This is a genomic window from Flavobacterium aquidurense (assembly GCF_002217195.1).
Classification (GTDB): domain Bacteria; phylum Bacteroidota; class Bacteroidia; order Flavobacteriales; family Flavobacteriaceae; genus Flavobacterium; species Flavobacterium frigidimaris.
In genome coordinates this window covers 38,228-52,823 of sequence record NZ_MUGR01000014.1, presented here as the reverse complement: position 1 = coordinate 52,823, position 14,596 = coordinate 38,228, and the positions used below count along the sequence as shown (strand labels likewise).

Annotated in this window: 1 protein-coding gene; it reads right to left on the bottom strand. The window is 35.9% G+C overall.

Annotated features, from left to right (window positions below):
• Window positions 1-7: 7 nt before the first annotated feature.
• Window positions 8-14,512, bottom strand: a complete 14,505-nt coding sequence (locus tag B0A67_RS07345; RefSeq protein WP_072957521.1) for a T9SS type B sorting domain-containing protein — start codon at window positions 14,510-14,512, stop codon at window positions 8-10.
• Window positions 14,513-14,596 lie beyond the last annotated feature (84 nt).

The following is a 14,596-nucleotide window of genomic DNA, read 5'->3' as shown; positions in this document are numbered from 1 at the left end:
TATTTTGTTATCTGTATAAAGTGAAATGTCCTACAAACTCTCTGTCATCTTTCGGGTCATTCAATTTAAGAACATACCAGTAATCTCCTGAAGGTAATTCGGCGCCATTGTATCTACCGTCCCATTTTTGACCGTAATGGTACTTAACAATTACTCGACCGTATCTGTCGAAGATCGAGAACTCAAGGTTGTTGTAAATATTCGTACAACCAGGACCCCATGTGGTATTAGTAACACCGGCCGGAGTAAAGTAATTATCAAGACATACATCAACATAAATTGCAGGAAATGTTATTGTCGCAGTACATCCGTTTCTGTCTCTTACCACAACGACATAATCTCCAGATTTGTAGATTTTGTATCTGTTTGAAGAGGTAAACGGCTCTCCGTTGAAGCTGTACTCGTAAGCAGGAGCTCCACCACCGGCAGTCACCGAAATGATATTCATTTCTGGTTTTCCTCCAGACACAGCAAGTGTCAACGGATCGTATGCTTTGATATCGAAACTGGCCGTTGGTACTTTACAACCATTAGTATGTCTCGCTACAATAAAGTGTCTTCCCGGAGCAACATTTGTAAAGATGTTACCTGGCTGGAAAGGACCTACATCACTATCAAGCGAATAATCGATCTGGGTAAGATCTGTATTGCTGTTATCCACTGTAACGGTTACCATGTTTGTTTGTGCATTGTTTACACAATCGTAATTGATATCTGCAATTGGATCTAGAATAACCGGTAATGGCATGTCGATTGTAACTTCAGTCGTACATCCGCTGCTATCGATAATGTAAACTATGTGTTTACCTCCTGATAACCCACTGTAATCTTCTGTATCGCCATCAACTAAAAGGAAAGGACCTTTTTCATTATCAAGACTAGCTGTATAAGGAGCTGTTCCTCCAGTAATCTGAATAGCAAATGCACCATTTTTGTCTCCCACGCACACTTCCGGAATCATAGAATTTGGAACTTCAAGACCTGAAAGCGGCGCTGGTTCTTTTACTTCGATATCCTGAAGGAATACATAACATTCATTTTCATCCTGAACTAATACATCATAGAAACCTGGTTTCAGGTTTTCGAATACATTTTTATCAAAGAACTGTTTAAATTCCGGCTCAATTGCATATTTGTATTTTCCTACTCCGCCATTTGCGTTTACAGTAATTATACCATTATTATAACCATTACAAGTTAAAGGAGTTGCTACCGCATCAGCTGTTAATGAAGTATCCGGTTCTGTTAACTGGAACAATGTTGACACAGTATCACAATCCAAGCTTGTAACTTTTACGATATAATTTCCAATTGGCAAATCTGTAAATGAACCAGGAGTTATCTGTGCTGGAGCTGGGGTAATATCAATTCCTGCAGCATTTTGTAAAGTATAGATGTAATTACCTAAACCTCCTTTTGCCAACACTCTGATAGAACCTGTAGCACCACCTTTACATTTAATGTCAATTTCGCTTGAGCGTTCGAATTCTAATGCCGGAACTGGTGAGAACGCACTCGTGTTAGACACATAGCTTTTACAACCATTAGAATCTTTTACAAAATACTTGTAATCAACTTTTGTAGTTGTTACAGGTAATGTAATATCTACAAAAGAGTTGAATGGTCCTGTGTAATTCGTTCCATCTGCACTATAATAGTATGGCCCATTTCCTCCAGTAGCTGTCAATGTAACCACCGGAACTTGTTTACAACTTTCCGTTTTTTGTATTACTAAAGTTGCTTTTACAATTTCTGGCTGATTGATTGTAACTTTATTAGAGTCATTTGTACAGTTCCACGTATCATTTACAGTAACGTAATATGTTCCTGCTTTTAGACCTGTAAACTGTTTTGCTCCTTGTGATTGCTCAACTGTAACGCTTCCATCAGTTAATACTCCGTGCAGCGTATAAGTATAATTTCCTGAACCTCCGGTAACTGTATTGATTGTGACTATTCCATCTTCATTGTCGAAACAAGTAAGCATTGGTGTAGCACTAATTGTTACATCGATTCGTGTAGGGTTATTTAAAACTACCGGTACAAAATCTTCGCAACCTCCAAAGTCTTTAACATAAACCTGATAAGTTCCATTTGTTAAGCCTGTGAAATCAGGAGAAAGACCATACGGTTTAATAATATCCGTGCCAGATCTTAATTCGTATACATAATCGCTTGGCCATCCGCCTGTTGCTGTTACCGAAATTTTACCATCACCTAATAAACAAGTAATTTCAGAATGCTTTTCGGTAATGTCTAATGCAGCTGTTGGCTGATCTATTTTAAAGTTTTTCGAAACAGTACAGAATGGTGTTCCGCTTAACGTAGCTGTAATTTTATATGTACCTGCTTCCAAATTAGAAATCTTAACCGGTCCGGCAGTAGGAGAACTTCCTCTTTGTACTTCAATTCCTGCAGCATCAAATACTTTATAGTCAAATGGTCCCGCTTCATCAGGATTAAGAGGGGTTGTTGTGATTAATCTGTCGATAAAAGTAACATCAGCACTACCGTTATTACCCGCAAAACAAGTCACATTAACAATTTTATCAATAGTAAGATCGAATGTATTGGGTTCGTTTACATAATGATAGGTCTTCACACTACATTTTGTATCTAAATTCGTTACCGTTACTAAATAATTCGCTATCGGCAAATCAATAAATTTACCATCTGTACTGATTTGTTTAGGATATAAAATTCCCGTTGTTCCATCAGTAGCATTTACATCAACTAAAGTATATTCTAAATTAGTTGGTGCTGTTGCTCCGGTATGACTCACAGAAACCTGAATTTCCTGCAAATTATTACATGTTATTGCTTTGGTTACATCGACCGTTATAAGATCTAAACCAATAAATGGTTTAATTTCTACTGTAGCCGGTGCTGTACCAATACATCCCTTACTATCATAAACATTTACGATATAAGTCCCTCCAGCTAAATCATACTCTGTGTAAAATGGATCAGAGCCTTTGTATACAGGAGTTGGAGTTCCTACTTTAATAAACTCAAAAGTTTTGTAATCATTCGAACCTCCTGTGATACCAGCAACATTTACCGTAATGGTGGCAAAATTAGCATCATTAGTACCTGCAGTACATCCAAATGGAATTACCGCTGGAGCAGGTACAGTTATAATCAATGGTGAATCAACATCTGTTTCTGCTTCTTCAGGACAGCCTCTGCCCGAAAGAACCGTAATTTTATAATGACCAGCTGCTAAATCTTTAAATACATTAGACTCTTGAGATGTAACACCTCCGTCGATACTATACATGTATTTCGGATTATCGTTTACACCTGCAGATGGCGCAGTCATAGTTGCCGTTATTGTTCCGTCAGTAGATCCAAAACAAGTTACTGCTGTTGGAGTTAACGCAAATCCAGTAATTGGGGTAGCATTTTCTATAATCTCAGTAATCATTTTTTTACATCCTGTAACTCTGTCTCTAACATACAATTTATAAGTATTAGGCAGCAATAAAGTGAACGTTGGTGACGGTCCGTAAGTAACATCATCTTTGCTATATTCATAGTCAGTACTTCCGCCTTGCGCTTCTACAGTAATTTCTCCATCAGGATTGTTACAAGTTGACACTTTCTTAGCTTTCACTTTAAGTGATAACTCTTCTAAAATCGTTACTTTGAGCTCATTTGTACATCCGTTTTTATCTCTTACAGTAACAGTATATTCACCTGAATTATCTACTGTAAATGTACCGGTTGGTTGAAAACCATTACCAATACTATATTCAGCACCACCAGCTGTTGTCGCCGTAACTATAAAAGTATAAGTTCCTGTAGGGCTCGGACATGGATCAAATGCATTTACAGCAAGATCATAAGGACTTAAATCCTCAGCAATTGTAACCTCTTCTTTTATTGCACAATCGTTTTTATCTTTTACCCAAACATCCCAGTCTGTATTGGTTGCGGGATCCAGTATTGCAAAACTATCCGGACCATATTTACCTATTGGCGAATCATTTCTCTTAACGAATGCGTAACTGTTTCCTCCACTTCCTCCGGAAATAGAATTTAAATCGATCGAAACTCTTGAACCTGCATTAAAGCAATTTTTAGGAACATTTGTTACTGTAAATCCGGTTAATGCATCTGGTTCTGTAATAGTTACAGGATCAGTTGTAAAATCGCAAACAGGATAAGCCGTTTCTTTTACAAAAACAGTATAAGTTCCTGCCGCTAATAAATCAGGAAGTACAAAAGAACTTGTTGTTGTACTATTACCTACTCCTGTAACCGGTGGAGTTAAAGAAGCTCCTCCTTTGAGGATCTCATAGGTGTAAGGTCCTGCGTAATCAACAACATTAATTTCTATTTGTCCTGTTTTGTTTGTATTACAATCTACCATTGCATACGCATTAGCAGTTACGTTTATTTTGTTGAATACAGGAACGTTATAAGAAGTTGACATTATACTACATGATGTATTATTATCAAAAACTTCAAATTTATAAGTAGCACCTTCTTTTAATGCATCAAACACAAATATTCTGTCAGTAACCGTTTCTAAATTACCAATTGCCACACCATCTTCGTATGCCTTATAAGTAAACTGAAGTGGCGTATTTGTTCCTCCTGCAATAGTAACTGTCATTTCCTGTTTCTTATTTAAACAATCCATTAGGTCACCGTAATCTGCAACAACAGAAATTAATTTAGGGAACGGCTGAATTATGATCTGATCACTAACAATACATCCTTTTGCATCTTTTACATAGTATGTAAACGTTTTTGCCAATTCACTATCTGAAACAGTAAATGTATTTTCATCCTGCCAGCTTGTACCGTCTGTACTGTACTTGTAATCTGTAATTACAGTAGGTACAGCACCAGCACCTCCGCCTGGAGTAACAGTAACTATTTTTTCATTAAAAGTTGTACCAGTACATTTAAAGTCACTTTCGCTTAATGCTATTGTAACTGGTAATGGTGCAAAAATCTCCGTTTGATGTTTGGTTTCGCAACCTTTTGCAGATTTAACAGTCACTTCATAAACACCTGCTGTTAATCCTGTAAATAACTTAGTATTTTTAGTAAGCGCACTTCCTAATGGAGTTGGCGAAATTTTATTCAATGTATAAGTATACGGTGTATCGGTATTTGTTGTTGGCAACTTAACCGTAATAGTTCCGTTGTTCAGGGTTCCTTGAGCACCAGCACAATTTGGTGCTGTATTCGCTAAAGTGAAATCCGGATCTAATGGAATTACCAAATCAATTGTTACATTTTTAGTACAACCTGTATTGAGATCTGTAACAGTAACAGTATAATTTCCTGCTGCCTGATTAATGAATACAGGATTATTTACCTGAACTGGACTTGTAACTAAAGTTGTGTTATTTACTAATGTATATTCAAAATTAGTAACTGGAGTTCTAAATCCTCCTTTTACATCAACAGTAATTATTCCGTCAGCATCTCTACAAGTTGGTGGAGTTGTAAATGAACCTTCAATTTCTAATGGTGCGTAAATATTAATATCTAAAACTGTATTACCACAACCATTAGCGTCTTTAACTCTTACAGTGTGCTCTCCTGACGATACATTAGGAATTGTAAATGACGGTGCTGACTGTCTTTCAAAAAAGCCACCATCTAAACTATAATCATAAGGTCCAACACCTGGATTAGTTAATGTCACTAAGATACCGAATTTACCTTCTGCGGCTGTACACTGACCAGTTGCAACTGCGGTAATTTCTGGTTCCGGATCTTTATCAACTGTAACTGGTTTAACAGCTATACATCCGTATGCATCACGTACATACACTAAATAATTTCCTGCTTCTACATTGAAAACACTTGCTTTATCAGAAGCAAGATCAAAAGATGCTGCCAGTGGACGACTATCTGTTACATCTTCTCCTATTGCACCGTTATCAATTTGAATTTTATACAGATAAGGAATGGCAGGTTTAGGATTTGTTGGATCCGGATCTGCTTCTAATGTTGTTCCTCCTTGAGCAAATGCCTCTATTTTACCGGCGTTTGTGTTACAATGATTAGCATTATTAGGTGAATTTGCATCTAAAGTTAATGGTGTAACCGAACCAGTAATGGTGAATGGAATAGAAGCAATACTACAGCCTTTTAAATCTGGAGTCGTAGTTCTATCTTTTATTTCAGTTACTACAATAATATATTTACCGAATGGAAGCGCTCCAAAATTAGTGATGTCTAAAGTTGAAACCGGTACTGTAGCAGCTGGTACAATACCAGATTGAGCAGGTCCCATTGGTTGCAATGTTAGCTCATTAAAAATTTGATAATCTACATCTGTAGCTACTGTATATTCACTTGAAATTTTGAATGATACATTTCCATCCGCTGTAGGAGGTGTTGTAAAACAAGTAATATTGTGAGCTTCTACATCTCCTTCAACTTTAAGTTTAGAATTTGTTGGAATTTCGTCTTCTGAAGTTTCAAAATAATAACAACCAGTACCTGTACCACCATGTGCAGCATCACTATCATAAACTATAAAAGTATATTTTACTCCTGGTGTCAAATTAGTAAATGTTGCTTTTTTATCTCCTGGTGCTCCTGCAATTCCTGGATTGTCTTCAGGCAACCATGCAAAAGAACCAACTTTATTAGGATAATTTGGAACACTTCCATCATAAATAGCGAAGTAAAACGGTCCATTTCCTATAATACTACTAGGATTAAGAGGGTCTGAGCCAACAGCAACAACTGCCGTACCTCCTGTAGAACAATCTACTGGTGGATTTGATACTGTTATATCTAAATCATCCGGTGGAGAAGCAACTAAAATGTCTTTTATAATTTTAGTACAACCATTTGCATCAGTAATGATAATTTCATAATAACCAAAATTAACTATTTCAAAAAATTGTGTTGAACCATCTTTGTTATCAAACTTTTGATCATAATTGATTCCTTTTACATTATAAGTGTAATTTTTTGTTCCTCCTTCTACAGTGTTAATAATAATTCTTCCTAATGAAACACCGTTATCGCCACAAGTTATAGGTTTTACTTTATAATCTACAACAATTGGATCTGGCTGTTTAATGATGATATCTGTTTTCTCATCAAAACAACCTTTAGCATCTGTTACTCTAACAGTATAATTTCCTGCCGGTAGTCCAGTAGTCTGTGCGCCATAAGATGTATTAGTTGTAGTATTACGAACACTAGTTACGTAAGGTCCTTCTCCAAAATCAGTATCAATTGTCACTGTTATAGAGCCAGATGCCTGGCCATTACAGAAAATAGTTGAATTTGGCGTGGCTGTAAATTGAGGATTTGTTTTTGGCTGAACTGTTCTTGTAGATGTAGTCGTACATCCTTTTGAATCTGTAAATGTAAATACATAGACTGTAGATGTCGTTTTTGGTGTTGTAGTAGTTCCTGCTGCAATACCACTTGCATCTATATAGCTAAATGTTCCGTCAGCAGCCGTAACATTATGTGTCGTTGCAGGAGATTCAGGATTTCCGTCAATTGTAACAGTATAAGTATATAATGGATTTCCTGTTGCTCCCGGAGTACCTCCAGAAACTTTACCTCTAATTTCAACATTTGGGGTATTACATTTAGGACCAGCAAATAAATTGGTATTTGCCGTTAATTCTGTAGCAACTGTTTGTTCTGCTAAATCTATATAACATCCTGTAGATGTGTCAGTAACTCTAATTTTATACTTACCCGGAGCTAATCCTGTAAATGTTCCATTATCCTGTGTTGTTAAACCATTTAGGGTATAGGTATAATTTGCATGTGTATCTGGAGTAACATAAATAGCCGCTTTAGCCGCATCTTTATAACATAAGTTCGTTGTTGCAGTTATACTTGCATTAATTGCTACGATTCCTCCAATTGTGAATGTTCCTGTTTCCTCACAACCTTTTAAGTCTTTAACTGTATAATTGTAAAGACCATCTTCTAAATCAGCAAAATAGTTATCGTTTTCCTGCACAATTGCAGGGCCAGTTGGTGGTGTTACCGTATAAGTATAATTCGTATTCCAGCCTCCAGTTACATGAATAGTAGCGGTTCCTAAATCATCACACGTTTTTGGAGTAACTGTAGCGGGAGTTAAAATCAATTTATCTAACGGCTCAGCTACATGCTGAGTTCTTGAAACAATACAATTTGTAGTTCCATTTGTTACGTCAATTTTATGATTACCAGTATTTAAATTTGAAATGGTGATCTCAAAAGTAGTTCCTGTTGGATCTGTTGTTCCAGTTAGAATATTTGTTGCATCACCATCAATTATGTATGAATAAGGAGTGCCATTACCAAAACCTCCAATTATAAATGTTACTTTACCATTAGATGCTCCTTTACAGATTACAGTATTATCAACTCTACTATTAATAGAAGTCTCCGGTAATTTATCAATCGTATACTCTACTCGTTTCGTACAATTGTTTTCGTCTTTTACTTCAAAAGTATACGTACCCGGAGCAAGATCCGTAAATGTTGTCGTTCCTTGATAAGGTGTTTCAGATGCAGTTGGCAACACAATACGGTATTGGAATGTTGCCATTGTACCTTTTCCTCCGGTTACACTTTCAATCGTTACATCAACTTTATTCGACGGACATTTTAAAGCCGTATGAGAGAAAGTCATAGCTGTTGGAGGAGTTAAAGCCTCTATTGTTCCTGCCGAAACAGTTAACGGACATCCTTTACCATCTGTAATATCTACAGTATAAGTTCCTGGAATAGTGATATCTATAAACTTACCATCTTTATTTGATCCTACTGCCGTATTACCTCTTTTTAATACATACGTATAATCACCGTTTCCATCAGTGGCAGTGGCAGTAATTACTGCTTTTGTATCACATGTATATTTTGGTGACATAACAGCAGAACCCGCTAAAGCAACAGGAGCTGCAATTGTAACGTCTAATTTTCCGATACAGCCTTTACTGTCTTTTACATAAAAAGTATGAAGACCTTCAGATAATCCAGAGAAAATTCCTGTGTTATTTGTAAATGTTGTACCATCATCACTGAATTTATATCCTCCTGAACCTTTTTCTCCAGTTAATACAACAGCTCCGTCAGTCTTACCTTTACAAGAAACATTGGTTTTACTGGTCTCTTTAATTGTAGGATCTGTAATAGGATCTATCTTGACTTTTAATGTTTTTGTACATCCCTGTTTATCTGTAATCAAGAATTCATAATCACCCGATACACCAGTTGTGTAAGTAAATGATCTTCCTGTATCTGCCGGAGACGGGCCATCTAATGTTCCTCCAGCCGGACCTGAAACTTTCGTAATTGTAAACGGAAGATATCCGCCTGTTATATTACCTGTTATTATGGCATCTTTTGTTGTTGGTGAAGAACAGTCCAGTGCCTTAATAGAAGGTGATACTTTTAATTCTGGTTCAATTGTAATAGATATCTCAAGTGACGAACATCCATTATCATCTGTTACAATAATTTTATGAAGTCCTGGTTCAACATTTTTGAAAATATTAGATTTCTGTCCTGGTTCTTTATCCAAACTATAGCTGAATGTACCAGTTCCTCCACTTGCTTTTACTACTAATGTTGCTTTATCAGTTGTATCATAACAATAATCTGTAGCAATATCCAATTCAGCAGTTACATCTGGAGATTTATCTACTTTTATTTCCTTTCCGTCCGGGCTAACACAATCTTTATTGTCTTTTACAAATACAAAATAGTCGCCTGGGTCAACATCTAAGAACTCTCCATTTTTCTGGAAAATTCTGTAAACACCTCCTGCAGCATATCTTAATTCATATTCGTATGTACCTGATCCACCTGTAGCGCTAGCTGTAATAGTAGCCCCTTCAGAACATTTTGCAGGAGTTGTTAAAACTGCTCCGGCAATTATTACTTCTGCTGCTTTAATGGTTGGTGAAGATGTTCTAACACAGGCTGATCCTTCAGGAGTGTCATCATAACGCATTCTGACATCATATGTACCTGCACTAAATCCTTTTACGATTAATGGAGATATTGTTGTTTTTGTCCAATTTGAACCACCATCAGTAGAATACTCATAACCATTAGTAGCATCAAAATTTGAAGCTGTAATAGTAATTTCACCATCAGCTGCTCCTGTAGCACATGTTACATCTTTATTCGTTGCTGCAGATGCAGTAAAACCTTTTCCTGTTGGAATTGAAAAAGGAACATCTACGGTAGTTATACAACTCTTAGGCAATTGATAGACTTTAATATCATCAATCGCAACGTCATTACCACTTGTTTCCTTTAAATTAGAACGAACAATAAATCGTAAAGTCGTATTAGCCTTCGGATCAAGAGTAATTGCCGTTTTAGGGTATTTTTCCCATTTTTCAGATTTCGGGATTCTTCCTGAAGGAAAAGATGAAATTTCATTTCCGTCCATATCCATCAAACCAACTATTAAATCAGGATCAGCCTGACCGTTGTCCTTATTTAATAAATTAAATGCAAAGTATTCGACATTAATTGGCTGATGTGGAATAATATCTTTTATTGTTTTCTCGTACAGAATAGCCGTTACAGGTATTTTGTCTCCAATATTTACAACTAAACATCTTCCGTTTGCTTTTGCAGGTACTGGAGGAGGAGTATGATCACCTGGCTGTAACCAAGGTCCAAAAGGCTGAACAATTCTGGCTGTTACTGAATAATCTCCGTCATTGATTTCTATGCTTCCTCTACATTTCGTTGCCTCTACCTGTCTTTCAAAACAATAATAATCTTTATTGATACCAGGAGATTCAACATCACCACCGTATCCAAAATCTTCCATCAGTAAATTACTGAAAGTAGGAACGGTAACCAATTTATATTCTACACGAACCGTATGCTCTCCAGGTCCAACATTTGGAAATACGTTTGGTGGATTATTGGTATTAGCAACAGTACTTTTATCTAAATAATAATTATACTCAAAATTTCCATTTCCAGGATTTTTTACTGTAACAGTACTTGTAGCACTTCCGTCACAATTGAAATTAACAGGTGTTTTTACTTCAATCTCAGGTTTTACCGGTGGCAATTCTATTGTAATACCAGACATTGAATATATACATCCATTATCATCTTTTATATATACAGTATATGTTCCGGGATCTTTATAAGCGTCGTTTGTTTTAACCCAGGTTTTCTGATCATCAAAACTATAAGTATACGGTTCTACACCTCCTTGTGGATTTGTAATACGAATCTTTCCTTCGCCTGCTGCTCCACAACCTGCTAACTCCGAAACTCCGGCAGAAGCAGTTAATTCAGTTGTAGGCTCACTAATTGTAACTTTTACTGGTGGATCTACACATTCTACTTTATCATAAGTATATTTTACAATTACATTATAATCTCCGGCAGCTAAATTTGAAATTGGTGAAATAGTATTAAAGTTAGTACCATCAATACTATACGAAACATCATAGCCAGAATCTGCAGGGGTTACCACAAATTCTAATTGACCCGTTTTATAACCATAACATTTAATATTAACCGGATTAATTTTTAGAACAGGTTTTGGGGCCATAATCATTGTTACCGGGAGCAACATAACTGAACATCCTTTAGCATCGACAACTTCAATATTGAAGATGCCATCCGCAGGTAATGTTTCTGGTGTAACCACTATTTTAGGATCTGTAACATAATTAGCATTACCATTTATATAATACATATAATATGGTGGCGGTCCCGGCCTTGGAGTTCCTCCGTGTACCGTTACCTCAATTATACCATTATCACATGCTGAAAGCGTTTTAGTAATTTTTGCTTCAGCTGTCAAACGATAATCGAAAACCTCTACTTCTTTAACGACACTACAGCCATTATTTGCAGTAGACATCTCTACCTCATATGTATACCCTGGGTCAACACCTTTAAATAAAATAAAATTATCTGATATAAATCCAGTATTTTGAATCTCAACGTCAGATCCTTTTTTTCTAAGAATAAATTTATAATTACCAGGAACATTACTAATAGTAGCATTTATAGTTCCGAATTCTCCATTACAAATTGGGTGAGTTGCTTTAAGTTCTGTTTTAAATTCAAGCTCTTCAACATTCACATCTACATAAAACGGACATTTTGAAATTTGACCGTTTATTAATACAGTTTGTCTAATTTGAACTTTATAACTTCCTTTGGGAACATCATTGAAGGTACTTTCGGGTTGATAATCAACTCCATTCAGGCTATAAAGATATCCTGAATTTTGAGGTGGATTTGTAACTGTAATACTTCCTTTAGTACCACAAATTATATCTTGCTTTTCAGCTTTAGGATCAAGGTTATTTTGGTAAACATTAAAATAATGAGTAACAAAACAAGTGTTGCCATAATTTACAACCACTCTGAAAACACCTTCTCTGTCAGCAATAAATTTAGTATCGTTTTCTACAACTGTTGTCCAGTTTTTTGCTCCTTCAAAAGGACAGTTCTCTGGATTAGGCTCTTCTTTTGAAGGCACATCTTTTGTTTCCTGCCACGTTACTTTTGTTGCTCCCGTAATTCCTGTATCAATTTCTCTCTTGTCATTAAGACCACATAAGAAGATTTTAGGAAACGGTTTTTTATCCCTGACACAAGCGAAAGCTTCTCCTGTCTCCGGATCAATATTGTCTCCTTTAATCGGATTTTTAATTGTTGCAGCAAGATAATCTGTTACATTAAATGTTTGTTGGATAGGCTCACAATTTTCTGCGCCACTATTGTTAACAGTATATTTTCCAGGTTTGGTAATTGTAACGATTCTATTGTTATCACCAAAAATAAGTCCGTTTGGATCTCTCCATACATAAGTATTATACCCCAAAGCGGCCGTTAAAGTTGCTGTGCCACAAAGTGATACATCTCTACTGAATAAACATTTATCAATACCTACTAAAAAGTTTGTTGCTGTTGGTTCTCCAACATTACATTCTGAAATCGTAGAATAACTTCCTTCTCCAAATCCGTCTGTAGAGGTGTTTTTTACACCATAATATTTAGAATATGCTGTGTTTTCAATTTTGTTTGCACAAGCGTCAATCAATTCATTACAATCATCGACCACTTTTACTTTAAATTTAATAGTGTAAGGATCCAGAGGTCCATTTGTCACAACCAATGCATCAGGTATTGTAAACACAAGTTTTCTTGCAGCTTCGTCATAAGTTGCAGTAATTCTGGAATCCATCGTCATACTGCTAAGACCACCAAAAATTACATTTTTAGGAAGGATGTCTGTAATGGTAAAGTTTTTAGCACTATCATTTCCTTCGTTCTTAAACTTAATTTCGTATTGAAGCTCCTGACTTAAAGTTACTGGCTGTCCATTAATATTTTTGCCATCCTTGTCTAGTACATTTTTTCTCAGTACTATTTTTGGAGCAATAATTTCTACTGACAACGCATTAAAAAACATGTAATATGAATCTGACGAAGTACTTATTCTAAGTGTAGCATTTGTCTCATCATTTTGTATAATCTTATTATCCTTGTTGTCTACCTTTACAACACCTGCATCATAACCTAATGTGTTTATGCTGGAAGGAACCCGTCCGCCAAGAATAACATCTCCATCTGTGATACTACTATTAAAAAAATTAGGTATTGTTTTAGGGCGCTTGCCACCAGTAACCTCAATTGGTCGCGTTAGTGAAGATATTGCACCCCAATCAGAAGATTTTGTGCCTTTAATTTCAAGACCATCTCCTTTTAATCTATTATCTCCCTCCAACGCGCTAAATGCTAATTTTACATTTACATCTCCAAAAGGATTGGTTCTAAAACCAGAAATAGGAATATCTAACGGACCATCAGTAGCCCTAATAATACTAAAACCATCAAAACTGGTAATGTATTTGTTTGGAAGCAAGGGGTCTTTGTAAATAATAAAAATACTCCATCCTGCAGAGTTACCTCCTCTTCCATTATCTAACTTTCCTTCAGAACATATTACGTCAGCTATAGTATAAACTCCTTGTTTAGCAGTCTTAACTTCGTCTGTAATTTCAACATAACAAGCATATGGTTTAGAAACATATGCATTATCTACACCAGTAGCACCTTCATCCCACATTAAATCACCGGTAAGCTCTTTATATTTTGCTCCTGCTTCTGGTGTTTTTAATTTAACTTTGTTGATGTTTTTTCTGTCAGTACCTTGATAAGTTCCTCCCCAATACAAAGCTGCATAAACAATCTCGTAACAAGTTTCACTCGCTTTTGGAATTGTTAATGTTGCTGAACTTGAATTTTTAGTTGTGTTATCAGTATCGATATCAATATATTTCATATTGAATTCATCGTTTACATAACTGTCATCCCCAATGTCATTATACGGATCTTTAGGAACTTTAGTTGAAGTTTCCCTATTTAGTATATTGTTACCAATAACCAAAATATCTCCATTTAAACTAGTTGCCTTTCTCGGAGTAAACCCCTTTCGTAACTGGGCATGAGAAGAAATACTAAGCAATATAAATACAGCTGCAATAAATACTTTAAAAATAGTAGGTTTTTTCATAATCTTTTTTGTTTACTTACATCTTATTTACTAAGGGGCGTTAGTGAATAAAACAATTAGTATTCTATAACATTTATTATAAGA

Coding starts and splice junctions, on each gene's coding strand:
- B0A67_RS07345 (WP_072957521.1), bottom strand. CDS start 14,512: ATGAAAAAACCTACTATTTTTAAAGTATTTATTGCAGCTGTATTTATA.